The sequence below is a fragment of the Aestuariibaculum scopimerae genome, assembly GCF_059428085.1.
Genome location: NZ_CM182089.1, coordinates 2,760,977 through 2,787,728, shown reverse-complemented (window position 1 = coordinate 2,787,728; position 26,752 = coordinate 2,760,977). Strand labels below are relative to the sequence as shown.

The 26,752-nt window shown below is 34.6% G+C and carries 23 protein-coding genes and 2 pseudogenes; 6 read left to right on the top strand and 19 right to left on the bottom strand.

All coding sequences use genetic code 11. From position 1 onward, the window contains the following. Window positions 1–228 carry a PspC domain-containing protein gene (locus AC5SR4_RS12045; RefSeq protein WP_495356494.1) on the bottom strand — a complete coding sequence of 76 codons (228 nt, stop codon included), beginning with the start codon at window positions 226–228 and terminating at the stop codon, window positions 1–3. Between the two features lie 118 nt (window positions 229–346). Next, on the bottom strand, window positions 347–1,624 hold the full coding sequence (locus AC5SR4_RS12040) for a DUF2851 family protein (RefSeq protein ID WP_495356493.1): 1,278 nt from the start codon (window positions 1,622–1,624) through the stop codon (window positions 347–349). A 77-nt stretch (window positions 1,625–1,701) separates the two neighbouring features. Here AC5SR4_RS12040 and AC5SR4_RS12035 point away from each other — a divergent pair, with 77 nt between their 5' ends. After that, complete coding sequence (locus AC5SR4_RS12035; RefSeq protein ID WP_495356492.1) at window positions 1,702–2,097, top strand: DUF2721 domain-containing protein; 396 nt, start codon at window positions 1,702–1,704, stop codon at window positions 2,095–2,097. Between the two features lie 417 nt (window positions 2,098–2,514). On the opposite strand, the gene AC5SR4_RS12030 is transcribed toward AC5SR4_RS12035, so the two are convergent. From AC5SR4_RS12030 to AC5SR4_RS12015, 4 genes and pseudogenes are all read right to left on the bottom strand, one after another. Next, window positions 2,515–4,743 (bottom strand): TonB-dependent receptor, encoded by a 2,229-nt coding sequence (locus AC5SR4_RS12030; protein ID WP_495356491.1) that lies wholly within the window; start codon window positions 4,741–4,743, stop codon window positions 2,515–2,517. 11 nt (window positions 4,744–4,754) lie between these two features. Further along, window positions 4,755–6,047 carry a tetratricopeptide repeat protein gene (locus AC5SR4_RS12025; RefSeq protein ID WP_495356490.1) on the bottom strand — a complete coding sequence of 431 codons (1,293 nt, stop codon included), beginning with the start codon at window positions 6,045–6,047 and terminating at the stop codon, window positions 4,755–4,757. Window positions 6,048–6,137: 90 nt separating this feature from the next. Beyond that, window positions 6,138–7,115: pseudogene (locus AC5SR4_RS12020) on the bottom strand (DUF4331 family protein). Between the two features lie 33 nt (window positions 7,116–7,148). Further along, window positions 7,149–7,421 (bottom strand): annotated as a pseudogene (locus AC5SR4_RS12015) (DUF4331 family protein); the annotation flags it as partial. Between the two features lie 150 nt (window positions 7,422–7,571). Here AC5SR4_RS12015 and AC5SR4_RS12010 point away from each other — a divergent pair. Further along, window positions 7,572–8,750 carry an LETM1-related biofilm-associated protein gene (locus AC5SR4_RS12010; RefSeq protein WP_495356489.1) on the top strand — a complete coding sequence of 393 codons (1,179 nt, stop codon included), beginning with the start codon at window positions 7,572–7,574 and terminating at the stop codon, window positions 8,748–8,750. 81 nt (window positions 8,751–8,831) lie between these two features. Next, complete coding sequence (lpxD, locus tag AC5SR4_RS12005) at window positions 8,832–9,827, top strand: UDP-3-O-(3-hydroxymyristoyl)glucosamine N-acyltransferase (protein WP_495356488.1); 996 nt, start codon at window positions 8,832–8,834, stop codon at window positions 9,825–9,827. An 18-nt stretch (window positions 9,828–9,845) separates the two neighbouring features. On the opposite strand, the gene AC5SR4_RS12000 is transcribed toward lpxD, so the two are convergent. From AC5SR4_RS12000 to AC5SR4_RS11970, 7 genes are all read right to left on the bottom strand, one after another. Next, window positions 9,846–11,216 carry a DUF4861 family protein gene (locus tag AC5SR4_RS12000; RefSeq protein ID WP_495356487.1) on the bottom strand — a complete coding sequence of 457 codons (1,371 nt, stop codon included), beginning with the start codon at window positions 11,214–11,216 and terminating at the stop codon, window positions 9,846–9,848. Window positions 11,217–11,330: 114 nt separating this feature from the next. Continuing rightward, window positions 11,331–12,089 carry a LytR/AlgR family response regulator transcription factor gene (locus AC5SR4_RS11995; protein WP_495356486.1) on the bottom strand — a complete coding sequence of 253 codons (759 nt, stop codon included), beginning with the start codon at window positions 12,087–12,089 and terminating at the stop codon, window positions 11,331–11,333. Between the two features lie 49 nt (window positions 12,090–12,138). Further along, window positions 12,139–12,489, bottom strand: a complete 351-nt coding sequence (locus AC5SR4_RS11990) for a 2TM domain-containing protein (protein ID WP_495356485.1) — start codon at window positions 12,487–12,489, stop codon at window positions 12,139–12,141. 12 nt (window positions 12,490–12,501) lie between these two features. Continuing rightward, entirely contained in the window at window positions 12,502–13,842 is a 1,341-nt protein-coding gene (locus tag AC5SR4_RS11985) for a histidine kinase (RefSeq protein ID WP_495356484.1), read from the bottom strand. Window positions 13,843–13,868: 26 nt separating this feature from the next. Continuing rightward, window positions 13,869–14,492 carry a hypothetical protein gene (locus AC5SR4_RS11980; RefSeq protein ID WP_495356483.1) on the bottom strand — a complete coding sequence of 208 codons (624 nt, stop codon included), beginning with the start codon at window positions 14,490–14,492 and terminating at the stop codon, window positions 13,869–13,871. A gap of 195 nt (window positions 14,493–14,687) precedes the next feature. Continuing rightward, the gene (locus tag AC5SR4_RS11975) at window positions 14,688–15,419 is read right to left on the bottom strand and encodes an energy transducer TonB (RefSeq protein ID WP_495356482.1); all 732 of its coding nucleotides are present in this window, start codon (window positions 15,417–15,419) and stop codon (window positions 14,688–14,690) included. Between the two features lie 120 nt (window positions 15,420–15,539). Next, a complete protein-coding gene (locus AC5SR4_RS11970; protein WP_495356481.1) occupies window positions 15,540–16,019 on the bottom strand; it encodes an Hsp20/alpha crystallin family protein in 480 nt (159 codons plus the stop codon). Window positions 16,020–16,336: 317 nt separating this feature from the next. On the opposite strand from AC5SR4_RS11970, the gene AC5SR4_RS11965 reads away from it, so the two are divergent. Next, on the top strand, window positions 16,337–17,278 hold the full coding sequence (locus tag AC5SR4_RS11965) for a DUF6807 family protein (RefSeq protein WP_495356480.1): 942 nt from the start codon (window positions 16,337–16,339) through the stop codon (window positions 17,276–17,278). A 16-nt stretch (window positions 17,279–17,294) separates the two neighbouring features. Here AC5SR4_RS11965 and AC5SR4_RS11960 read toward each other — a convergent pair whose 3' ends face one another. Then, the gene (locus AC5SR4_RS11960; protein ID WP_495356479.1) at window positions 17,295–19,442 is read right to left on the bottom strand and encodes a TonB-dependent receptor; all 2,148 of its coding nucleotides are present in this window, start codon (window positions 19,440–19,442) and stop codon (window positions 17,295–17,297) included. A gap of 147 nt (window positions 19,443–19,589) precedes the next feature. Next, window positions 19,590–20,594 carry a DUF6340 family protein gene (locus tag AC5SR4_RS11955; protein WP_495356478.1) on the bottom strand — a complete coding sequence of 335 codons (1,005 nt, stop codon included), beginning with the start codon at window positions 20,592–20,594 and terminating at the stop codon, window positions 19,590–19,592. 505 nt (window positions 20,595–21,099) lie between these two features. On the opposite strand from AC5SR4_RS11955, the gene AC5SR4_RS11950 reads away from it, so the two are divergent. Then, window positions 21,100–21,594, top strand: coding sequence for an RNA polymerase sigma factor (locus AC5SR4_RS11950; protein ID WP_495356477.1), 495 nt, complete (start codon window positions 21,100–21,102; stop codon window positions 21,592–21,594). A 4-nt stretch (window positions 21,595–21,598) separates the two neighbouring features. Next, the gene (locus AC5SR4_RS11945) at window positions 21,599–22,240 is read left to right on the top strand and encodes a DUF8845 family protein (RefSeq protein ID WP_495356476.1); all 642 of its coding nucleotides are present in this window, start codon (window positions 21,599–21,601) and stop codon (window positions 22,238–22,240) included. 6 nt (window positions 22,241–22,246) lie between these two features. Here the strand turns inward: AC5SR4_RS11945 and AC5SR4_RS11940 are convergent, their stop codons facing one another. From AC5SR4_RS11940 to AC5SR4_RS11925, 4 genes are all read right to left on the bottom strand, one after another. Further along, on the bottom strand, window positions 22,247–22,837 hold the full coding sequence (locus AC5SR4_RS11940; protein WP_495356475.1) for a pseudouridine synthase: 591 nt from the start codon (window positions 22,835–22,837) through the stop codon (window positions 22,247–22,249). Further along, window positions 22,824–25,112: a type IA DNA topoisomerase gene (locus AC5SR4_RS11935; RefSeq protein ID WP_495356474.1), complete on the bottom strand. Its 2,289-nt coding sequence runs from the start codon at window positions 25,110–25,112 to the stop codon at window positions 22,824–22,826. Before AC5SR4_RS11935 ends, AC5SR4_RS11940 begins: the two co-directional genes overlap by 14 nt. Before the next feature lie 102 nt (window positions 25,113–25,214). Next, the gene (locus tag AC5SR4_RS11930; RefSeq protein WP_495356473.1) at window positions 25,215–26,012 is read right to left on the bottom strand and encodes a lysophospholipid acyltransferase family protein; all 798 of its coding nucleotides are present in this window, start codon (window positions 26,010–26,012) and stop codon (window positions 25,215–25,217) included. Between the two features lie 85 nt (window positions 26,013–26,097). Continuing rightward, window positions 26,098–26,748, bottom strand: a complete 651-nt coding sequence (locus tag AC5SR4_RS11925; protein ID WP_495356472.1) for an NUDIX hydrolase — start codon at window positions 26,746–26,748, stop codon at window positions 26,098–26,100. Window positions 26,749–26,752: the final 4 nt, after the last annotated feature.

The following is a 26,752-nucleotide window of genomic DNA, read 5'->3' as shown; positions in this document are numbered from 1 at the left end:
TTATAAATCAAACACAGATGTTCGCTTAGTATATATTAAATCTTTAATACGCATCCAAAAAGCCAAAAACAAGTATAACGCAAAGCCAAACCCTAAAGTTACAAACGTTAAGTACATAAAGGTTGTTCTAACAACTTTTGCCCTAATACCCAAACGCTCTGCTATACGCTGGCATACATAGTAACCATGTTTTTGAAAAAAGAGTAACGGTTTATATATACGATTCATTCATTTCATTTTGTATAACGCAATTTAAAAATAAACTTTGACAAACGTTAGTGTTTTGTTTATAGTCTACTACAAATGGTATAATTTCTATCACTTTTATAATTTTTTAATAGCAATTTTAAATATTTCTTGTTATTAAACTATTACCAATAGCACATTGCAAACATTTATTGTTATCACAATACTCGGTTTTAAGCTGAATAAGGGCTTGCGATTGCATGCCTGTTTTAGATACTTCTTTTAAACTGTTAAATGCCCCGATAACACTGTTTTTTTCTGAGGCTATTTCCGATGCAATTCTTACTATAATTTGGTCGGCCACTTCTCCTCTCTGGTGGGCATAACAAAACTTAATTGGTAAAATAGTATTGATTAGCAATAAATCTATAAACGGCTTGGTAAGTTTTTTTATTGATACCTTAGAAGTCTTATGGAAAGTATAGTGCGAGTTCCAGAATGATGTTGTGGATACGTTAAAAATTTCATAGAATGTATTTATATCATGAGATTCTATAATTTTCGAAAAAAGGTTTTTGTGGTTAAAATACAAACTTGCTAATTGCGAAAGCCGTATTGTAGGGAAATTTGGCGGACGCAATCTAAAAAACTGCAACGGTAATACCATATTATTTTCCAGTCCAAACTTTTGCTTTAAAAATTGATATTCTTTAAACAGGTCTTGGTAATAAGCATTTTCTATGTCTTCTTCTAACAATCCTGCTTGCCCAAACAACAATGCTTCCAATGTTTTTTGATTGGCTTGTGCTTTGCGTACTACTGAAAAATCCAAGGATTGTGCTATGCTAAAAAATGACTCGCCATTTACCTTAAGTCCGAAGTTTTTTGCCAACATTATAAAAAACACGGCCTCCCAATTATTTTTGGTTTTGCTTAATAGTTCGTTGATAATTTTAGATTTTCGCTCCAAACGCTCAAGATACAAGCGCTCTAGCCAGTTGTTTAAAACAAAAGTGTCAACCGAATGAAAATCGTTCTCACAATTAATCCATTTATCTTTTTTTGTTAGTAACTGATGGTATTTATCAAAAAGTTCTGTGCTAATACCGCCTTTTAATTCTAATGTTGGAATAACTGAATTGTCTTTTCTAAACACTTCTGTATCATGTTCCCAAACCACATGTAATATAACATTATCATAGGCTTTATCCTGCTCATGATTATGCAAAAACCAATCGGATGATTTTATATGGACTTCTACATTGCCAGCCCATAGTTGGTTGCCTATTTTTAGCTTGGCATTAAAGAAATCGGGGCCGGCATTTAAATTATGCTGACCGACCGAGGATACAATCACAGCCTCGTTTTTAGTTGTCTTTAAATGGTTTACATTTATTTTTTTATATTTCCAGATGTAGTGTAAAAAATCTTCTTGCATAAAGCGAATGTAAAAATATTTTCTAAAAATAATACTACATGCTTAAAGTTGCATAAATTTGAACAAACTACTTAATAATGGAACAATTAACACTTACAACCCCAGCACTATTATTTTCAGCAATATCACTTATCATGCTAGCATACACTAATAGGTTTCTAGCATATGCTGCTGTGGTTAGAAATTTACATGATAGTTATCTAGAAAAAAAAGATCAATTGCTAATAAAGCAAATTAAGAATATTAAAAAGCGTTTATACCTAACTCGCTCTATGCAAATATTTGGAATTACCAGCTTACTTCTTTGTGTACTTACCATGTTTTTAATTTACATTAAGCAACATACAGCGGCGGTTTGGGTTTTTGGCTTAGCGCTTATTTTACTTATTATATCCTTGGCCTTATTGATTATGGAAATCCAAATTTCGGTTAAAGCTTTAGAGCATCATATTAGTGATATAGAAAACAATTAAACTATATAATATGTAAATAAAAGTGCCCAATTACATTTCTGTAACTAGGCAGCTTTCCTAACAAAAAAACCAAAAACCAAATTGTTAAAAACAATTTTTCTTTTCCACATGTTTTAGTTTTTGCTAATGATTGTGCTTCTTAACCACAATAATATTCCAAAGTTTTGTACATCTATTCCTGGGTATAAATTATCAAGTCCTGGGAATGCGCTTTCTATTCCTGGGAATAAGTCACTACGTCTTGGGAATAAGTTATTCAGTCCTAGGAATAAGCTATCCAGTCCCAGGAATAAGTAGCTCTGTCCTGAGAATAACTGTCCCAGTCTTAGGGATGAGCAATCCAGTCCTAGGAATAAGTTCTCTATTCCTAGGTATAATCCATTTATTCCTTTATATATTTCTCTTTCGTGCATGCTTTTAAAACCTATATGAAATGGTACCTCGTATATTAAACGGCGTACCAGGTGTAAAATGAATTTCTTCAACTGGCTGCACTTCATTGTCTAATCTGGATTCTGTGGCAAATTGGGTTTCATTCCAGTCCACATCAAATACATTTTCTATGGCAATACCTAATGTTATATCATTAAAACTATAATTGATATTAAAATCGGTTACAAAATAACCATCTGCAACAATACTATTGGTTTCATTAGCTGGCCTGTCATCTATATATCGATAACGAAATCCTCCTGAAAACCCATGCAAATCATTTACCGAAAGTCCACCGGCTATTGTAAAATCTGGAGCTAGTGGAATATAATTTTCTCCTTCTTCATTTTCTGTGCTTCTAGCATGTGTTAATGTGGCATCACTATCTACAAATAACCACTTATTTAATTGATAACGTAAACCTAAATCTATGCCATATCGTTTAGTTTTTCCACTGGGCTCCACAATACCAGCATCGCCTACATACACAAATTCCTGTTCTAAAAACAAATACCATAATGCTGTGTTAACAATTAAATCGGGCACGGGTTTCCACATACTTCCCAAATCTAAGCCATAAGATCTTGGCAATATATCTTTACCTTGCCTGCTAACAACCACCCGTGTGTCGTTTGAGTGAAACCCAATACCCGATTTTAAATACAATTGCCAATTGGACAAAGCATTGTAATAAAAGTTGAGCTTTGGACTAACAATGGTCTTTGTTTCAGATTGGGTTTGGTAATTTGTTTGGAGTTTGTCATTATATAAAAACTTAAAATAGTCTAACCGCAAAGCAGGTGAAATTTTTAATTTTCCAAAGTCAAAATAGGCATTCGCAAATGCACTTACAGTTGTTTGGTTTAAATCTCCTAATTGTACATTTAGTAATATGGTTTTTCTGTTCAATGTTTTGGATAGTTCTATATCGCTAACAATATCATGCCTTAAACTTAAACCAGAATTTAAGGTTAAAGCTGTACTACCTATATTAATCTCTTTAGTAACCACTGTATTAAATCCTAAAATCTGTCTATCTTCTTTTTGCTTTATTTGATCGCCATTTTCAGGATCCTCTAAAAAGAATGTGAAATTAGAATACAATTCAAAATTATAATGTGAATAGAAGGCATTGGTTTTTAAAATGGTATTGTTCGATATGTATTTATTAAACTCCACATTAAAGTTAGTACGCTGTGTATTACCGCCTTCAGTATTATCTATAGCGTCAAAACGTGAGATGTTTCCATTGTTTACTTCCCGTTCAGGAATTTGCCCCGAAGCGTCCCATCTACTTGTAAAATGCGAAAGGGTTATGGACACTTTATCATTTTGTGGTGAAAATGCCATATACTTTCCAAATATATTTAGCCTATTAAAATTTTGGAGCGACTCAAATGGACCATCATTTGCTATGTATTCAGTTGCTAAATAGGCGTTCTGTTTTTTTGTGTTTTCCAACAAATTGAACAGGCCTAATGTTCGCATAGCATTAAACTGCCCTACTGAAGCAGTTATGGAACTTTCTTTTAAATAATCTTTAGTTGAAAAATCTACATAGCCTGCAGTTGTGAAATCGCCATGACTGGCATAATAGGAACCTTTACCAAAGTCTATTTTACTGATGGTTTCGGGAATTACAAAGTGCAAATCGCTATAACCTTGACCATGTGCATGCGATACCATGTTTACGGGCATACCATCAACCGAAATAGCAACATCGGTTCCATGGTCTACATCAAAACCCCTTAAGAACAGTTGTTCTGCTTTTCCTCCTCCAGCATGCTGACCAATAATCAACCCGGGTATTTTTTGTAAAATCTCTTGTGAAGAATTCACTGGATTGGTTTTTAAATCTAACCTTGAGATAGTACTTACTGGGTTTAATGTTTCTGTAATGACCAACTCCTTTAATTGAAATGATTTTTCTTTTAAAACAATTATTAGCTTGCTATCAAAATTAGAAGCGCTCAAAACCATTTGCTTGTTCTTGAAACCAAGTAGCCCTATTTTTATAGAATCGCCTACAGCATTATTATTTAATGTAAACAGGCCGTTTTCTGAGGAATGCGAATGACTTTTGGAATTTAAATTATAAATATAGGCAGCTTCCAAAGGCTGATTTGCCTCGTTAACTATCACACCTGTTATTTGCTGTGCGTATGCAGTATTTATAACCATCATGGCAACAAGAGCTTGTTTTAAGCGTTTCATCTGTATTTGAATTAAATATTATCGACTTTTTGAGCCATTAAAGGACCTAGTTCAAATAGGCTTGCCTTTAATTCTTTCTTCAAATCTTTAGCTTCTTCCAGTTTTCCGTTGGCTTTATAAATTTGCGCTAAGTGAAAAAGCACATCGGGTTCATAGGTCTTACCTACTACATGCTTTTCCATAATTTTCAACGCCTCTTTAACATCACCATGGTTGTAGTATGTCCATGCCAATAAATCATACGACTGTGGTGTTGGACGGTTCTTTATTTCGGTATAAGCAATTTTTAAAGCAGATGCTGTTTGCTTTTTGTCTTCGGCATAAATAAGCGCATTGTATTTATTGTACATATCGCCATAGGTTTTGTTTTTTACGGCTTTTTCATAGCGTTTCATTTGGTCTTCATGCATGGCTATATTTCCATTAAACTCTGCTATTTCAGCCTTAAGCAAATAATAATCTGGAGCCTGGTAAGTTTTTGTAACTGTATTTAATATGCGAAGTGCTTCTTCTGGATTTTTTTCATATGAATATACAATCCAAGCAATCCCTTTTTTGGCATATGCATCATTGGGGTTTAGCTCTAATGCTTTTAAATAGTAGTTGTATGATGCTTTTATATCGCCTTTATGTCCATAAAAATCAGCTAAATTGGTGTAAGCCCATTGTTTTATGTTGGGGGTATTAGATAATTCGGCTTTGGTTTTGGCCTTTTCTAAATACTTTATGGCAGCTTCTAAATTGCCCCTGTGGTCGGACCATTTTGCGACACGTATTAAATAATCAAAGTCAGCATCGTCACTAAACTTGTCTAGGTAATTTTTGGCAAGATCAAAATTCCCTAATTCTAAATGTACATCAAATAACATTTTTTGTGTTCCTTCTAGCTTATCACCTATTGCTTCTGCTTTGGTTAAAATCGCTAAGGCCTCTTTAAATTTATGCTGCGAAATGTAATTGGCGGCCAATCCCTTTAAATAAGAACTATTACCGTAATTTGTTACTACATTCAATTTCACATAGGCACTTTCTGCATTTTTTAAGTATGTTATGCTGCCAGTTATGCTAAACAAACGCCCATAAGATGCTGCAATTTTTGCTAAATAAGGAAATTGATTTGGGTGCTTCTCTAACTTTTGTTTCCAAAAGACGTTATCTTTTAAAGTCCCTTTTAAGGCTTTGTTGTCTGTTAACTCCAAGTAACCATTATATTGGCTGCTATCAGTTATTTTTCTTGTGGATGTTGTACAGCTTATAAAAGTTATAAGCATGCAAAATATCAAGGTTAATAATCGTAGGTTCATTGTTTTTGTTTTTTAGTTTTTTTTGCTTTTGTTTAAATAACCTTGAAACAAGCAAGCAATTTGCTTGTTTCAAGGTTAAGGAGAGAGCTTCTACCAAGGAGAAGCCAGATATGGGAATGAGGCTAAAAAAGGTTTGTCATTTGCATCTACATTATCATTTGATAATCCTGGATATTCTGGATCTGTCAATCCAGTTTCACCACCAAAGATCAATATCAACTCTACAGTAATAACATCATCAGATAAAGCTCTACCTGTTAAAAGGTTTGTGCCATCATAAAATGTTGTTGGGGCATCTAACGATACATTTAAAACATCTGTTGCTAAAACACTTGTAAAAGTTTCAGCATCTAATCCTAGAGCATTCATATCTCCTTCATTTGCATAAGCTGGACTTATAGCTTCAAGGTTTGTTTGAAACATAGATTGAAAAGCCGCTCCTTGTTCTGAAGGAATTGTTACATTAAACATATCCTTACTAGCCGATGAAACAAATACAGTGTTTACTGCAGGTCTACCCATTTGGTCTTCTTGAACATAGGTTCCTGCTAAATTTGGGATTTCGTATTTACCTTTCCCTCCTGGGGTATCGTCTGGGTTACAGTTAAAAAGCAACGCAGAGGTTAAAATGAGTCTTAATACTATTTTTATATTTTTCATAATTGTGATTATTTAATTTTTAAATTTTTATTGCTTTCTTTTTGATTCTACCCAGGTATTAATTGTTCCTGTACCACCTATCATAGACTTTGGCACTTCTACAACAACCGACATGACATTAGAACCCGCAAATGTATCTGAGGCTTCTCCTGCTGGTAAAAAGGCACCTTCTTCCATACCATCACCATCATTATCTCCTGGAGTAATTATTTGAGTATATCGAGCAAAATCCATGAAGAACGGGTCGTCTCTTGGCCCTGCAAAAATGCTTATGCCACCTTCAGAAGCTACAATAGCCTCAGAACCATAAGGCGTAATATCTACATATAGAGCATCTTTTGCTCCATTGGCATTTAAAACACTGTTAAGTCCTGTTTGTCCCGGGTTTTTAGGCCCTATTACAAACATTTTACCATCTCTTGGTATTGCTTGAATTACTAAATCTTCAACATTGTCTCCAGTGTTATCAATATTGAATTCAATCATTACACTTTCATCAAACATGGCATCTGCAGTACTTGATGGACTTAACAGCCCTTGTACATTAGCAACAAAAACCAGGTTGTTTGTGTTCTCACCTTGAAAGGCATAAAAATCTGTAATATCGCTTGTACCACCTTGTACAGCAGGAGCATCAATATGATCTGCAGCGATGTAAATTAAACCAGCTACTAGTAACGCACTGATTCCTAAAATTTGCTTGTAATTTTTCATAATTTTAAAGTTTATGTTAATTATTTGTTTCACTTACACGCATACCTACGGAAAAACACAAATAGTGGTTTTGTTAAAGTTTTGTTAAAGAAAATATTTGCATTATAAATATTGAATGCATTACATTTACACCTACCAAATGAACATGATATGAATCCATCGGCTAATGGTTGGATAAAAAAATTGTTACTGGAAGTCGCTAAGAATGATGCTTTTTTAAAAAATGAAAAAGAAGATTTTTATCAGGCACTAAGAACCAGTGGCTTTATTTATGGCAGTAATTTAAATGTTGTTTACAACATTATAATTAATGACGACCTAACTGAAGGTGAACTTTGCAAAATAAATTTATGCTTAGCACTTCTCTATACCTATACTAATAACAATAGTACAGACACCCCTTTTGTAGAAAGTGTTATTAATTTTTATACTGACATCAATGAGCTTAAAACTAACTTTTTTCAAGACTTAATGGGCGGTAAAAAATCTAACGAACAGCTTGAAAAGATAATCCATAAGCGCATTCAAATTGATGATAACATTTTAACCAAGAACTTTAATTACTTCATTATTAATGCCTTGTTATATGTTGATACCTTAGCTTATCAAGAATACCTAAGGCGAAAATCTATTTCTATTGATTATATTAAAAAATTAGAGGCCTCTATTGAAACTATAACATTAGACGTTTTAAACTCTAAGGAAATTAAAAATCAATATGACGAGAGCTTAATTAAACTTTTAGATGCTTCGTTGCGATATCATAGCCACAAACATATTTCTTATGAAAAAGCTGTTTTAAATATAAAAAGCACTCTAGAAAAATATTACATCCTAGATTTGGCCTGTATGGCTACATGGAGTGATAGAACCATTGATGAAAACGAAGAACGCTTTTTAATACAATTGGGCACCGATTTGGATATTGACCCAAATTATATTACTAAAAGCATTCTTGCTGTAAATGATTTTTATAACGTAAACAAGGAAAAGATTGCGCTTTTAAGCTCAAAAAACATTGTCCAGAGTTTTTACAATAACTCTAGCAAAATGGTAAAAAAGTTAATCTCCAGAAACAGCAAGCGCCTATACCAAGAGTTAAAAGACAGTAAAGAGCTTATGGTGTTGCTCAGTCAATCTACAATAAGGGACTTAAATAGTGAGGAACAAAAAAAAGTGCAGGAACAATTATTAGACATTTTTAAATCCATACCAAGCCTTGCTATCTTTTTGTTACCAGGAGGCGCCATATTACTGCCTTTGGTAGTTAAATTTATTCCAAAATTATTGCCTTCTGCTTTTGATGAAAATAGAATTAAAGAAGAATAATTGCCTTTCTCCCTATATTTCCTCTTTTTTTCCCTAGCTTTACAAAACACTTCATTAAAACCAGCTAACACCCTATAAATTTTGAAGACATTATATACTATTGACGAGATTAACCATGTTTTACAGGGTGAATTGATTGGTCATACCACAGAACGAATAGAAGGTCCTGAACAATTACAACAGGCAAAGAACAACCATATTACCTTTATTGGTAGTACCAAATATGTAAAATATTGGGAGCATTCAAATGCCTGTGCAGCAATTATAAATGATAATCTAGATGTAGAACCAGGGAAAAACCGTGCTCTTATAAAAGTAAAGAATGCTGATTTAGCTATGGCAAAAATTCTTGAAATGTTTAGTCCTCCTTTACCGGAATTCGATATTGACATCCATCCAACAGCGGTTATTCATAAAACAGCAACCATAGGCAATGGCTGTAAAATTGGCGCCCACTGTTATGTGGGCAAGAATGTTATTTTGGGTGACAATGTTATTCTATACCCCAACGTATGTGTGTTTGATGAAACCTCTATTGGCAACAACACAGTTATTTGGTCTGGCTCTGTTATTAGAGAACGCTGCATTATTGGTAGTTACTGTATTTTTCACACCAATGTAAGTATTGGTGCCGATGGTTTTGGTTACAGACCTAGTGATGATGGCAGAGGTCTTACAAAAATACCACAAATAGGAAATGTTGTTATTGGACATTATGTTGAAATTGGTGCTAATTCTTGTGTAGATCGTGCTAAATTTAGTGCTACAATTATTGGAGACGGCTGTAAAATTGATAACCTTGTACAAATAGCCCATAATAGTATTATGGGACGTTTTTGTATCATGGCCGGACATAGTGGCCTTGCTGGCTCAGTCACTCTTGGTGACGGCGTTATTATAGGTGGAAGTGCCTCCATTAAAGATCATACTACCATTCATTCTGGAGCCACTGTTGGTGCTGGTTCTGGTGTTGTGGGCGATGTTGAGGCTGGAAAAACCGTGTTGGGCTATCCAGCTCAAGATGCTAGGATGATGCTTAAACAATGGGTAATAATGCGCAAGCTTGCCCAAAAATAAATCAACCCGAAATTCACATTATTTGCTTTCAGTTTTGATTAGGTTTGTAACTACAGGATTGTTATATTCTAATGCACATTTTTCAACATATTCGTTGAAACTTTCTTTTGTATTGTACACAACGCCTTCAGACCATCCTGCAACCAACATATACTCATAGGTGTTATTTTGATCTGACTGTACTTGAAAAGTATGGTTACCATCATGCTCTTTTATAAACTGATACTTTGGATGGTACTCATCTTTAACAACCAGACCTGTACCAATGAACGGTAAGTACCAAGCATCACGATCATCTATGTTTTCTGGGTCTTTTACATTCTCTGGGCCAGATGTAATAATGATACCACCTTTTTGAATAAAGTTATTTTCTTCTGGTTTCTTTTTAATACCGCACCCCATTAAAACACCTATTTGTTTAGGTAAGAACTTGGTGTAAACAACCTTAGAGGTACAATAGCTTTGTCCTGCATAAGCTGTATAATATTGATAGTATTCGTAATACCCATTACCTGTATCCCAATTCATGGTTTTTATTTTTATTGTAGACCTAATGGGGCCATTTGTAACAACTTCATAGGCATAGCGTGTATCTGAAATTTGCCCAGCATTAAACTTGGTTCCCGGTACAATTTTATCCTGTGTTGGGGTAAATCGTGGACGACTGGCTATTTCTGGATGGTCTTTAAACTCAAACAGGCATACAGCACCTCCTCCAAAACTTGCATCAACCCCCTGTATGTCGCTTCCATAATCTTCATTTTCATAGGTAACCCCGTAACCGTCCAAATTTTTCATGTAAAGGTCGTTAGACATAAGCAAGGGTTTTCGTTTCCCATAAACGTCTACACAATTGGCAAACCAAATTTTCCAACCAACATTTTCACTCTCCCAAAATGGCATTTGGTGTCTGCAATAACTCCCAATGTTCGCATGTGTACGGTGTGGATTCCAACCTCTGGTGTTTTCTCCCAAATAAATATAAATGATTCTTTTTTCTTTAGCTTTTAAATTAACCTGAAAAAACAATTCATCCCATATGCCATCTTTGTCTAAATCATCAAGTTGGTGAAATAAGGCATGCCCATTCGCTTCTCCTCTTAGTTGATGCCCACCCTGTCTTTCAAGTAATTCTGCTGATGGTTCGGGTGAAGGTGTTAATTGTGGGTCTACAACTGTAATCCATAATTCATGGACATCTGGCATAGGGAAATCTGTTCTTTTAATGATAACCGGACAATGCGCTCTAGCTATATCTAATGTGTTTTCAACAGTATATGCTATGCGAAGCTCTGGCTCAAAATTTCCTTGTGTATACCATTTTGCTTGTTGGGAAACCCCAATTAAACTTAGTAGTATAAAGAAGAGTGTGGTGTTTGCTTTTTTCATTGCTGGTATAGGTTCTAGTTGTTAATAGTTTAAAAGCTAATTCAATAAAGTTATGAAAATTACTTTAATTGTTTGGTTTTTCAATTGCATTATACCCATAAGTGCAATTATAGCTTACGCCTCAAGCCAAGTTTTAAAATCTCTAACACGTTCGCGTGCTACAATAACTTCTTCTTCGCTATAAGAATTTAATTTTATCTGTAAGCGTGAGTTAGTATAGCTTAACATATCCCTAATGGCATCTATGTTCACAAAAAACTTACGATTTACACGAAAAAAGGCTTGGGGCTCTAGTTCGTTTTCCAATTGTTCTAGTGTTGTATCCAATAAATAATTTCTACCATCTGTTGTGTGCAGATAGGTGCCTTTATTTTCACTGTAAAAGCATTCTACTTCCTCTACGCTGATTAGCTTTAAATGCTGTCCTACTTTTACCGAAAAACGTTTTTTATAAATACGGTCTATGGGGTTAACTAGCAGCTTTTTTATATCATTGAAATTCAAGGTTACTGCTGGATGCTTCGTTATCCGTTCCTGATATTTTTTTACAGCTGTAAACAGCTCCTCTTCATCTATTGGTTTTAGTAAATAGTCAACACTATTTAGTTTAAATGCTTGCAGAGCATACTCATCAAAAGCTGTAGTGAAAATTACAGCACTTTTAATTTCTATAGATTCGAAAACTTCAAATGATAAACCATCACTCAGCTGAATGTCTAAAAATATTAAATCTGGATGCTCATTATTTTGAAACCATTCCAAAGATGCTTCAACAGAGTGCAATAATGTTGTAACTTGTATATCCCGTTTTTGCAACATACGCTGTAAGCGGCGTGCCGACGGTTTTTCATCTTCTATAATAATAACATTCATTGTATTGCCTTATAATGGTACTATGATAAACTTTAAAAAAAACGACCTACTATTCCCATTGTTTTTTGTTTTCTTCCTTTTCAATAAACTCCTTGATTTTACGAGCTTCCCATTTTTTAGAGAAAAATAAACTCTTGCCAAACACACTTAGCGCATGAAAAGCTAGACCAATCCCCCAAAAGAATGCTGTAGCAAATGTACCAAAGTTCCAGAAGTCACCTGCTTCTTTATTTACAGTCATGATTACAATTAAAAAGACATTAACTACTACGTACCAGAACACATGCCTATAAAACCCTTTTACCTGCTGCAATCTTTTTTCTGCTCTTAGGTAGGCCTCTGCTCTATCATAAGATTCATTTGCGCTTTTGTTTTGGTTATCTGTTTGTAAACGTTCCATAATCTAATCTTTTTAGTTCCAATATTTTTGTTCTTCTTCTTTCATAAATTCTTCCATTTTACGCTTCTCCCAGCTGCTTCCAAGAAATTTGTGTCCCGCAAAAACCCTAAAGGCTTGGATACATAGTCCTAAGCCCCAACCAAACAAGGGAAACCAAAACCATTGAAAATCCCAGAAGCTTTTATAATTGATAAAAATTAGAAAAGGCATAACCAACACATAGGAAACTAAGCTGTAATAAAACCCTTTAAGTTCTTCTACATGGTTACGTGCTCGCACATAACTATCATCTATTCTTGATTGTGATGCTGTTGTCATAATTGATATTTGTTTTGTAAGCATTGGTATTGCTACTGCAAAACTGTTTGCTTCTTTTTGGATATTTATTTTTCTACTAGTTAGTAAATCATAACGTTGCATGATATTGCTAAGTCCTACCCCACTACTTTTTTTTACTATTTGTTTAGGTTGTAGATTATTTTCTACCACTAAGTTATTATCAGATTCATAAATTTTAATATGCAATGGTTTATTGGAAGTTACCATATTATGTTTGACGGCATTTTCTAAAAGCAATTGTAAAGATAATGGCACAACCTTGCTTTCTGGATTTGCTGCTCTTTCTGGAATATTAAAAATAATGCTGTCTTCAAAACGCATTTTTAAAAGCGACATGTATGTTTTGGCAAAGCTCAATTCTTCATCTACCGATACTAATTCCTTGTTTTTTTGTTCTAAAACGTAACGGTACACTTTAGATAATGCTGTAGTAAACTTTTGAGCATTGTCTGGGTTTTCTTCTATTAAACTTGTCAACACATTTAAGCTATTGAACAAAAAGTGCGGATCTAATTGATTTTTTAAAGCATCAAACTTTGCACTGGCAGTACCTGCAATAACTTTTTGCTCTTTTATTCTGTTTTGTTGATACCGGTTGTAAAAGTATATGGCATGAAAAACTGCAACAATTGCTAATGTAATCCAGAGTCCGAATTTATAATATTGCAACTTCTCGTTAGTTATAAATTCTAAAAGTGTGTGCCCCTTAAAGATAATGGATGTTATAGCCCTTAGAATAAACAGGCCTACCAATGTTACAATGGTTGAACCTATGACGCCTAAGACTATACGTTTTATTTGGTTTCCTTTTTTCCATGGTATGCGTTCCATATAATTGAAGAAAAACATATTGGAAAAGCTTAAAACAAACGTATACAATTGATACAATGCAAAGTTTAGTATTAACTCGTTAAGATTATTGAAATTAAAACCTCCACCAAGTGCATTACCTACTGCAAAAACAATCACACCTAGTATAAAAGTTGTTATTAATTTTTTCCTAAACGTTCTCATTGCCATAATTTATGATAGCTTCTTTTTTATTTTCCGCAAGATTGCAATAGCATTTCTGCTCGTTCTTTACCCCACTTTGGGTGAAATGGTGTTTCTGGTTTAAAGTTAGCAAAAAGTTCTAATGCCGTTTCTAAATCTTTACAAAATGGTGTGGTATCCTGACCAAAATAGCGAGCCCCTCCCATATTCCATTCTGCTTTACAATATACCACTCGAGGGTTGTTGGGGGCCAACCTTTCAGCTTGTGCATATAATGCCATGACTTTACCAGACAAAAGCGCTCCATATGTTGACCCATCGTAAGCCACCCATGCTGTATGCAACAGGGCTTGTAATACTAAAATCTCTGGGTTGTTTTTAGAAATTGCTGTGGCATCATTAATTAAGTCTTGTGCTTTCTTTAGCTGAGCCATAAGCTTTTCTTCATCTTTCTCACCAAAACTTTTAACTATGTTTATTTGCGCCGCATAGTAAGCAGGAAGCCAATTATCGGGTTCGGCACTCGCAATGCGCTCAAAAAGATTTGATGCTTCTGTTGGTTTGTTTTCTCCCCAAAGCTGAAAAGCTTTCTGCATACCTGTTTCATAGCTTGTTTGGGCCGATACGACCACTGACACTAAATAGGTTGCAATAATGATTAAATGTTTCATTGTATTTATATTTTTAAATTATAAAACAAATATCTATTACAAGCTATAGTTTTGAAAAAGCAATGTTCCCAATTGTTATTTTTTAGGGATGAAATGTTGAAGCAATTCTATTTTTAGTTTTTAATCATAAAAAAAAACCAATGAACATTGTGCCCATTGGTTTTCTCATCGATATAAATAACTAAACTCAAAACATTATCCTTCTTGAAACTTAAAGAATATGGGAACTGCATAGGCAACCTTAACGGGGCGCCCCCGTTGTTTGCCTGGTTGCATTTTTGGCAATAAGCTAATAATGCGCTCCGCTTCTTTTTCTAGAATTCTGTCAGGTCCCCTAGAACGTACATTGGTTGTAACACCTTTAGAATCTATAACAAATACAACAGACACACGTCCTTGTATACCTAGCTCTAAAGCTGCTACTGGGTAATGGAAATTATTTATTACATGTTCCTGTACCTTTCTTTGAAAACAAGCTTTGGTAGCTTCTCTAGATTTACCTTCACAGCCTGGAAACACAGGCACCTCTTCTATAACTGCAAACGCAACCTCAACTTCTTCTTCTACTTCTTCTACATTAACATCTCCCACACCTATTACTTGTGGCTCTTCTATAGCATCATCTTGACCAGTCTCTGTACTTTCTATAACGGTTTCTTCAATCTCTTCAACATCTTCAACAATTTGTATGGATTCTTGAATTGCTACTGGCGGTGGGGGTGGTGGTGGGGTGTTTATGTTAACTATCGGGATTTCTTCCTCGGCTTCGGCCTCAATATTCAAAACACCTATATCTATTTCATCTCTTTCATACGTTTTGTACTCTAAAGCCTGCCAAGAAAAAAACAACATTAAATTGAGCCCAATAGCAAAATATATACTGCTATTTCGGCCAATTTCCATATCTGGGTTCTTCTTTAGTAACATGACAATTAAATTTTATATCTAAAATTATGGTTTTCATCAAAAAGCAACTATGACTTTTGTCATGTTAAGCCATAAAAAAAGGTAGCATTTAGCTACCTTTTTCAAGAAATCTTAATAAATCTATGATATTTTAATAGATCTAGGTGGTTTTTGCTTGGCTTCTTCTTTTTTTGGAATATGCACATGCAAAATACCCTCATTATAAGCAGCGCTAATTTTTTCGCCATTAACAGTTTCAGGTAAGGTAAATGCACGCTTGAATGATGAATACCCAAACTCTCTTCTTGTATAACCACTATCGTTTTCCTCTTTGTCTTCTTTAAGTTCTGCTGAAATAGAAAGTGTATTATTCTCTAAATTTATATCAAAATCTGATTTTTTTAATCCGGGCACAGCCATTTCAACTTCATAGGCATCGGCATTTTCTTTGATATTTACTTTTGGAAGCGATATTCCTGTGTTAAAATTAGAAGAAAATAATGACGGAAATTCACCTAGTGGAAAATCTTCAAACCAAGTTGATAAATTGGGGAAGCCTGACAATCTGTTTTTATTGGTTGTTAAACTTCCATTTTTTGGAACTGTTACTACATTGTTCATAATTAAAAAATTTAAGTTAAACATTCATTTTTATATATAATCATCTTATATAATTCAAAAAAAGCACCAAAACCATCACTAAGTAAAAATGACATCTTTTTTAATATTTTTTAACACATAACTGACATGTATTCAGGTTTTTAACTTTAAAATATGACAAAATTTCGAAAATTATTTTTGCTAGGCGGTCTTTAAGCAGGCGCTTTAATCCTGTAACTTATTTTATTTCGTCAAATTATACCTTAATAATATTCTTTATCATTGCCTAAAGTTGTATTTTTTATATATATTATACTCACTTTTAACTTTTCTAAACTATGCTTCGATTTTTCTCTTTTATCAGTATTTTTAGCTTATTCAATATATCATGTGCCCAACATGTAAATGTTGTTATTCAAGATGATATAGCGTCTTTTGTTGAAGGGCGGGACAGTATACTTAACTATCAAATTGCTGAGACTTCTTTTAATGGGGCCTATAAACGGGCCAATTACATTCATCCACTTTATGGTTTAGACGGCCAAATACTTACTGAAGATTTTCCTGAAGACCATTTGCACCATAGAGGCATTTTTTGGGCATGGCACCAGTTGTATATTGGCAACAAGCGTTTGGGTGACGGATGGGAAACAAAAGATTTTAAATGGGACGTAACAGCAGTAAAAGAACTAAAAACACTGGATGACTCTAAGGCCATTCAAGCAGAAGTATTATGGAAAAGCCATCAATGGGTTGATGCTAATGGAAACGAAAAAGCAGTTGTTAAAGAAGTGACCAAAATAAAGGTGTACCCGTCTAAAAAACAATATAGAATTATTGATATTGAGATTTCGATGTTGGCTTTAGAACCTAACATGCGTATTGGCGGATCGGAAGATGCTAAAGGCTATGGTGGTTTTTCACCAAGAATCCGCCTAGTGAATGATATAACATTTACTGGAGCCAATGGAGAAGTAACTCCAGACAACCTACCTGTAAAAGCCAATGGATGGTTGGATTTTTCTGGTTCTTTGGGAAAGGATGGTGCTCCTGCTGGGATAAGTGTACTTTGCCACCCAAACAATCCTGGATTTCCAAATCCATGGATTTTACGATCTAAGGGCAGTATGCAAAACGCTGTATACCCCCACCCTGGTGCTAATCCTGTACCATTATCTAACTCCCAGCCTACTGTTTTACGCTATCGTTTAGTTGTACACACAGGAACTGGAGATACTTTGGATATCGCTTCCTTATATTCCAACTATTCAAAAACTTAATAAGGAATATTTGCTATTATAAATTATCTAATTGATTAGTTTTTTTATCATCACTTATGGTCCAGAAGAATCCAATAAAAAAGAATTGATCGGCTGATGGACACAAAGCCCTCCTATTAAAATATCCATTATTATCAGGGCTATTAGCGTATTGATAACCATTTATATTCCTAATTCCCAATACATTGTTTACAGATGCGTAAAGTATTTTTTGTGGACTAATTAAATATGCCCAGTTTAAACTCAAGTTATTATATGCTCTTGTTTTTTGATTTAAAAACCCTTGAACATTTGGGTTGGTGTATGTTCTACCCGATGCTAAGGCATAACTAAAACCGACTTGGCTGCGCCAATCGTCAATCCAATACTTGCCTACTATAGAAAGGTTATGCGTATTGGCAAAATTTGGTTGTGCTTGGTTTGGATAGTTTTTATAGTCTCTCTGGCTATCCAATAACGAATAACTTATCCAGTAATCTAAATTTTTAATGGTCTTGTTATCCCGCCAAAAAAGATCAATTCCTTTTGCAAATCCGTAGCCCTCATTATCAAAACGACTATTAGCATTTGGATAGGCATCATCATACTTTACCAAATCATTGTATTCTTTATAATAGCCTTCAATCCTAAACAATGTTCTATCGCCATTATATTGATAGTTTAATATATAATGTGATGTGTTTTGTGGTTTTAGATGATTATCAAATTTCAAAATCATTTTTGATGGGTTTTGGTAAAAATCACCATAGGCTATTGATAATTGGCTTTTATCTGAGGTTTTATAGGCTAAGGACACTCTGGGCGCTATTGTATAATCGTTGAATATTTCACTATATTCTGCTCGAACCCCAGTTTTAAAAGCTATTTTGTTGGAAATGAATGCATCTGCTTCTGCATAAGCTGCCAAAATATTATCGTCAAAATCATACACAACATCATTAATGTTTGAGCTGTTTTCTTTAAAGTGTGTTGCAAAACACTCTGCCCCAAAATAAAGCTTAAAACGATTGCTTATCCTATTCTTAAACTTCAATTTAGCATGCCATGCGTTTTCAATTTCATCTTTAGCAATATCAATAATTCTGGAACGATTGTCGTTATGCGTAAAGCTGGTACCTCCAAAAAATGTCCAAGTATCATTTAAAACACCACTATAGGAACCATTAACATATAGGTTTTTATTGTTGAGCTTAAAATATATATCGTCACTGTAATTTATGTCTTCTTGATTCAATTCAAAACGCGTGGCATCAAAAGCTCCATATAACTTAAATAGCCCAGAGTCTGTTTTTTTTCGAAATACCGTTTCACCTGAAAACGTTTCATAGGGTTTTATCCAGTCATTTCTATTAGGAAATATGGCATTGTAGGGCTCCAAATTAATATAAGAAGCATTAAAACTCAAAGAAGTACGTTCCCATTTTTGAGTATTGCCTAAAGTTGCCCCTAAACTCATAATACCAATATCTGTTTTTTCTTGATCGGGTTCATCTATAGTATTGAGTAACAGAACACTGGATAGTGCTTGACCGAACTCGGCAGAATATCCACCTGTAGAAAAGGTTATATCATCAAACAAAAATGGTGAATAGCGCCCTCTTGTTGGTGTATTATTTGTTGTTGGTGTATAGGGTGTGAAAACTCGAATGCCATCAATAAATATTTTTGTTTCATCTGCATCACCACCTCTTACAAACAAACGTCCATCTTCAGCAACTGTTGTCGTTCCTGGCAAGGTTTGTAGTGCACCAATAAAATCTCCTAAAGCACTAGCTGTAGTAACCACATCTAGGGGCTTTAATGCATTTACTTTGCTGTTATCTCCTGCTGAAAATGTACCTGCTGATAAAACCACTGCATCTAAAGCACTTACGTCTTCCCGAAGCTTTATAGTTAAATCCGTCATGTATGAGATATCGCCCAACATGGTAAATGTTTCAAAGGATAAATATGATACAACCAATGTTTTTGTTCCAACTTCATTGGTTTTAAATGAGAAAAAACCCTCTTCATCACTTGTTCCTCCATCATAAGTCCCCTCTAAATAAATATTGGCTCCTACTATGGGGACGTTTTTTTCATTAACCACAATACCATTTACGGTTTGTTGTGCTAATAGTTTTACGCTGACTAATAAGATAATAGCGGCTAAAAATTTGTTCATGCTCGGTTTTTATTTAATTTTTCCGTTAATTGATGAGACAAATTTGCAATGGATATACCATTGGGAAAATTATAAATAACCGAACTGTATAATTTAAATGATGAACTGTTTTTTAATGACTATAATTAAAAATTGATTTATAAAAACTTATATTTCAAACCGCTTTCTTCTAAGCAAAATCTTAGCATAGTCGCGACTAAGTTTGTCACCATAGTCTCTGTAAGCACGTTGAGCCCACTGTAATGCCAGTTCAGTATCACCCAAAACCTCATAACTTACTGCAATGTTTAAAGCTGCCCTACCTGCAGATTTGCGATTGCCATTTTCTACTATGCCTTTCCATACACTTATGGCATCTTGCCATTTAGCCACTTCGGCAGAACGCCATCCAGCAGCAAACCTATGCTTATCACTCCCTTTTCCTTTTTTGTACATGTCGCGTTTTACCCTATAGTAACTTGGTAAAAAACGATTGATATAATCCAATCCAGCTGCATAAGCAGTTTCAGGAAGTGCATTTAAAGGTGGTAAGCTATTAACCAAATCAAAATTCATGAAATAGGTTTGCTGATATTGATCGGTAATGGTTTTAGTATATGGATCATATAATCTCCAATAACTCTTAACATTAACACGTGCTTGCATTGGCAGACGGTTACTTGGCTTACCTGTAGTAATAACTGAGGACACTTGTTCTACAACTGCCGAACGGATTAAATCAGAATTAGAATCAAATGTTTCCAAAACCAATAGTACATCAGCATCTGCAGCTTTACATATAGCCATAACCTTATCCCAATTTAATCTATCGGGTGTTTGGCGCGTACCTGTTCCATAAATACGAAGTGTATCGGGCATAACAATTCTAATATGACTTTTATTTTGTATGCCATCGAAAACCCCCTTTATGGCTTCGTCAGATGCTATTTTATCAGACCCAGCAATTTCTCCTGTAGTTATTGCCTCCATGGTTTCAGCTTGCTTGTCTTCCTCTCTGGTCAAAGAACGATTTACAACAACAATATTGTTGGCGCCCTCGGGTAAAAAAACTTCAGGCTCTTGGGGGTAATTTAAATATACATAACCCGAGCTTCCACATGAAGAAAGTGTTAATGCAATTATTATAAAACTTAAAAAGTAGATTTTTTTCATAATAAATAGATTTAGTTTGTTCAGCTTGAAAAACAATAAACATGCCATAATTTTATTTTCTACAATATACATCATACAACCGACTTTGTTTTTTTAAGCGCTAAATAAAAAAATTTATATTAAAAAAAGAAGCTTAATTCAACCCGTAAATCTCAAGTTTTTCCAAGGCTATTTCACTAATTATTTTTTTTATATATTAGCTATATCTAAGTCATAAAAAATCTTGATTTTAGTATAAAAACCCATCATAGATTTTATTTATAGTTAACATTTAAAACACTAATAATCAGATATTAATAATAAAAAACCAAATCTTTAGTTTAAATAACCACATTTTACTGGTTTTTATATATGTTTTTCTAATATTAATCTATAAAAAACATATATAAGCTCCTGAAAAAAACAGCCCACTACCCTATTTGATATCCATACTTTAAAACATTATTTTCGTGCATCTGTAACGTTTTACAAACTAAAGACACTTACTTGTAACTAAACCATCAAATTGAATAAAGAACTAGAACATAGTTTTGTTGAATTGCTAGAAAAGCATCAAAATATTATACACAAAGTATGCCGATTGTATACCAATAATTATGATGCACATAACGATTTATTTCAAGAGATAACCATACAGTTATGGAAGGCATATCCAAAATTTAGAGGGGAGGCCAAATTTAGCACATGGATGTATCGGGTAGGGTTAAATACCGCCATTACACTTTACAGAAAATCCAAACGCTCTATAAACACCCAAGATTTTGATGGAGTATCATTTAAGATAAAAGCTGAAGCTTATGACGACACAGAAGAGCAACAATTAAAAGTTCTTTACAGAGCTATACACCAATTAAATGATATTGAAAAAGCATTGGTGTTTTTATATTTAGAAGACAAAGACTATAGAGAAATTAGTGAAACATTAGGAATTAGCGAGGTTAATGCACGTGTAAAAATGAACCGGATTAAAACCAAGCTAAGAACCATTTTAAATCCGTAAGATTATGGATGAATTAGATTTATTAAAAAAGGACTGGAAGAACGAAGATAGCAAGTTTCCTAAATTAACTTATAATGAAATTTATAAGATGATTTTAAGAAAGTCCTCTTCCATTGTAAAATGGATATTTATCATAAGCCTTCTAGAATTTGCTTTCTGGACGCTGATATCGTTTTTACTAAAGGACACTGAAAGTATGAAACGCTTTGAAGAACTTGATGTAGATGCCTATTTAACCCCACTTATTATTATTGGTTACATTACATTGGCCTACTTCTTTTACTTGTTTTTCAAGAACTACAGAACCATTTCTGCAACAGACAATGCCAAGGTGCTTATGGAGAACATCCTGAAAACCCGTAAAACGGTTAAATACTACGTGGGCTTTAATTTAATTTACTCGGTGATTTCAACCATTGTTGTTTTATTTTTGGAGTTTGACAGAGATCAAATTGTCATAAACAAAGTTCAAAGTGCCGCTGCTAATGGCGAAACATTTAAGTTTTATGCTGTTTTTATCATTACTGTAGTATTGCTATTAGCTGCTGCCATTGGTCTTTTACTGGTATTTTATTGGCTGGTTTATGGTATTTTGTTAAAGCGATTAAACAAAAACTACAAAGAGCTTAAACAATTGGAGTCTTAAAAAGCATTAAACCTGTAAACACTTCACCTCTACAACATCCCCAACCTGCATATTGTTTAAATGGATACTCCCTACCCTTACACGTACCAATCGTAAGGTGGGGTAGCCTACTGCTGATGTCATTTTACGCACTTGCCTAAACTTACCTTCCTTCAGGGTTATAGATACCCAAGATGTTGGGCCATGCCTGGCATCGCGTATTTTTTTAGAACGCATAGGCAAGTTGGGGGTCGTTTCTAATTTAAAGGCTTGGCATGGTTTGGTTTGGTATTTTTTACCATTAAAACCTATTTCAACTCCCGATTTTAATTGATGGATCGCTGTATCTGAAATAACACCATCCAACAAGGCATAGTACTCTTTTTCTACTTTTTTGCTGTTTATAAAATCACTCATTTTACCATCTGTTGTAAGCAACAACAAGCCTTCCGATTTTTCATCCAGACGGCCGATAGGCATAATGCCTTCCGGAAAATCATGCAACTCACCCAAAAAAGTTTTGGATTGCTGCTTACTATCATTACTGGCAAACTGACTTAAAACACCGTAAGGTTTGTAAATTATAAAATGTTTATGGTTCGTTTTAAGCACTTTCATTTAAAATTTGGTACACAAGTGCCCTTGTTGGTTTTTGTCCGTTTATTTTAGCTCTAACAGTCTCAAAAGACACTTTAAAGTCGCAACCTAGTTTATATGCACTGCAACCATAAGCCGTTTTTCCTTTAACAACAGTTCCTTTTTTACATTTGGGACAGGTTAGCGAATCCGATTTTTCCATTTCTTTAACCTGTTTGGGTTCTAGCTTTAATTTAAAATCTTCATCAAAGCGTACCAAGCCCTCAATTGTAGTAGCATTAACCTTAAAACCTTTTAGGTTGACTGTTGATCCTTTTTTGAGCAAGCGTATAAATTGTTTATCTGAAATTTTCTTTCCCTTAAAACTAAAAGGCATCATAAAATCACACCCCTCCTTGTAAGCACTACAACCATAAGCGGTTTTTCCCTTTAAAAGCTGCCCTTTCGTACATTTAGGGCATTTATGGGCTGTAACATTGGTTTTGCTTTTGTTGGTTTTTAGAGCTTGTTTTTTTTCGGTTGCTACATGCGATATATTAGCACGTTTTGTCTCACTGCGCACTTCGTAAACCAGAGCGTCTACCATACGCTTCATATTATTTATAAAAGCCCCAGCACTAAATTTACCTTTCTCAATATCTTTTAAGTGCTTTTCCCAACTCCCTGTCAATTCTGCCGATTTTAGCAAATCATTTTGAATGGTCTCAATTAATTGAATTCCTGTAAGGGTTGGCAATACCTGCTTTTTATTTCGCTCAATGTACTTACGCTTAAAAAGGGTCTCTATTATATTTGCCCGGGTAGATGGCCGTCCAATTCCATTTTCTTTCATAAGCTCCCTAAGGTCTTCATCATCCACTTGTTTCCCTGCAGTTTCCATAGCCCTTAACAAAGAAGCTTCTGTAAATTGGTTGGGTGGTTTGGTTTCTTTCTGTAAAAATGAAGGTTCATGTGGGCCTTTCTCGCCTTTTTCAAAAGTTGGCAACACACCAGATTCTTTTTCTTTACCATTTGGGTCTTCAAAAACAACGCGCCAGCCTTTTTTTAATATCTCTTTTCCCGTGGTTTTAAATAACACCTCTGCCGCTTTGCCCATTACGGTTGTATTGGCAACGGAACAATCTTCATAAAACACAGCTATAAAGCGTTTTACTATGATATCGTATACAAGCTGATGGTTATGATGTAAATTGGACTGCATGCCCGTTGGAATAATGGCATGGTGATCGGTAACTTTTTTATCATTAAAAACTTTAGGCGATTTCTTAATCTTCTTTCCCAATAGCGGCTGCGTTAAGCTGGCATAGTTGGTTAGTTTTTGTAGAATACCTGATACTTTAGGATAAATATCATTGGGTAAAAATGTGGTATCTACTCTGGGGTAGGTTACAACTTTTTGTTCATAGAGGTTTTGTACAATCTTTAGGGTTTCATCTGCCGAAAACCCAAACTTGGTGTTACAATAGACTTGTAATCCCGTTAAATCAAACAATTTTGGAGCGTATTCTTTTCCTTTTTTCTTAGTAATAGAATCAATTTTAAAATCACTTTCCCTAACCTTATTAGCTAGAACTTCACCTGCTTCTTTTTCAAAAAAACGCCCCTCTTCATAACTAAACAGCGTATCCCTGTACAAGGTTTGTAATTCCCAATACGGTTGTGGTTTAAAATTTTCAATCTCTTTAAACCGGTTAACCACCATGGCCAAAGTAGGTGTTTGAACCCTTCCTACGGAAAGGACTTGTTTATTAGCACCATGTTTTAACGTATATAACCGTGTAGCGTTCATACCCAAAAGCCAATCACCAATAGCTCTTGAAAACCCTGCGTAAAATAAATTATCGTAATTAGCTGCAGGTCTTAGGTTTTCAAAGCCTTCTTTAATGGCTTCTGTTGTTAAGGACGAAATCCACAATCGCTTTACCTCTCCATGATAATTGGCTTCTTTCATAACCCAACGTTGTATGAGTTCTCCCTCTTGGCCAGCATCGCCACAGTTTATAACAAGCTCTGCTTTATCAAACAATCCTTTTACTATTTTAAATTGTTTTTGAATTCCGGTATTGGAAACGACTTTGGTTTCAAATTTTTCGGGCAACATGGGCAAGTTGTTCAAATCCCAGCTTTTCCAGTGGGGTTTGTAATCTCTAGGTTCTTTTAAAGTACATAAATGCCCAAACGTATAGGTTACTGCATAACCATTGCCTTCGTAATACCCATCATGCTTGGTATTCGCTCCTAAAACGGCAGCTATTTCACGTGCTACACTGGGTTTTTCGGCTATACAGACTTTCACAGATTAATTATCTCTTAGATTTTAAGAGGTGCAAAATAGACATTTAGCTCTAATTTTTAAAGGGGAGTTATTAGGAGTTATTAACGGATTTAATACTTAAAATTACCACTCCCGGAGTTTGTTCAATTCCTCCTGTACTTCTAGCTCTTTTTGTGAAATCACTTTCAAGAAAGATGGATGCTGTTCGATGGCATACTCTATTTTCTTAACAATATCTTCGGTAGTTTCATTATCATAATCTATGTCCAAAGGCGCTTTGATTTCCATAGACTGTAAGATGTTTTTCTTTTTTATGCGAATGCCTTTTTTATCAAACGAACGCCTAAATCCATCTATAACAATGGGCACCACAACAGGTTTGTAACGCTTAATTATATGCGCAGTTCCTTTTCTAATTGGCTTAAAAGGAGTGGTTGTGCCTTGGGGGAAAGTAATTACCCAGCCATCATCCAAAGCTTTACCTATATTAGAGATATCACTCATTTTAACTTGTCGGTTAACATCTTTACCTTCAGATCGCCAAGTACGTTCAATGCTAATAGAGCCTACGTAAGCCAATATTTTTGGCAGCAATCCCGCCTTCATGGTTTCTTTGGCAGCTACATAGTAAATATTCAGTTTGGGATTCCATAGATAGCCTACATTTTTTATAGAATCTACGCGTCCGCTTAAACTGGCATTGAACACATGGAACATAGCTACAACATCTGCAAAGTACGTTTGGTGGTTTGATATAAAAAGTACATTGGTATCGGGAAGGTTCTTTATAATTTCTGAGCCGTCTATCTGTAGCTCATTAAATCCTCGAAAGCGTCTATGGGTTAATGTTCCTAGAATTCGAATCAGCCACTTTTTTATAAACAGTATATGCCCAAACGGGTTTTTTTTAAACAATCCCATAAATCACGCATCAAAAAATTGGTTAGCAGCTACAAATGTAGCAATTGAAAATTGATAATGGATAATTGAAAACGCAAATTGTCAATTATCCATTATCAATTGTCATTTTTAACAGGTCTTTTATCTCGCTAAGCATCATGGCTGTTGCCCCCCAAACAATATGGTTGTTGAGTTTAAAGGCAGGCACCTCTACCTCAACACTATAAGATGTTTTTAATCGCTTAGTAACAATGTTGCTATCATCCAAAAAATGAGTGAGGGGCACCTCTATAACGGCTTCCACCTCTTCGTCTTGTTTTTTAAACTTTGGGGTATCCTTACTAATCCCTAAAAAAGGGTACACGTAAAAATCACTTGGTGGAATATACACTTCTGTCAAAGCACATAACACTTCTATGTACTCAACTGGCACTCCAACTTCCTCATAGGTTTCCCTAACGGCTGCTGCTTTAAGGGATGTATCTTGTTTCTCAAATCTTCCACCAGGAAACCCTATTTGGGCAGAATGTACTCCTTTGTAAGTTTTTCTTAAAATCAAAACAAAATGGGTTTGATTATTGGTGTCTGGGTAAAATAATGCTAAAACACCAGCTTTTTTAGCTTTCTTAATAGCCTCTGTTTGCTGTTTTAAAAGCTCTTGCCGAAACGGAGGCACCATTTTAAACTGAGATGCTTCGGCAGGTAGCGGTATATTTTTTATTTTTGAAATTGATATTAAAAACTCATCAAAATCCATCTCT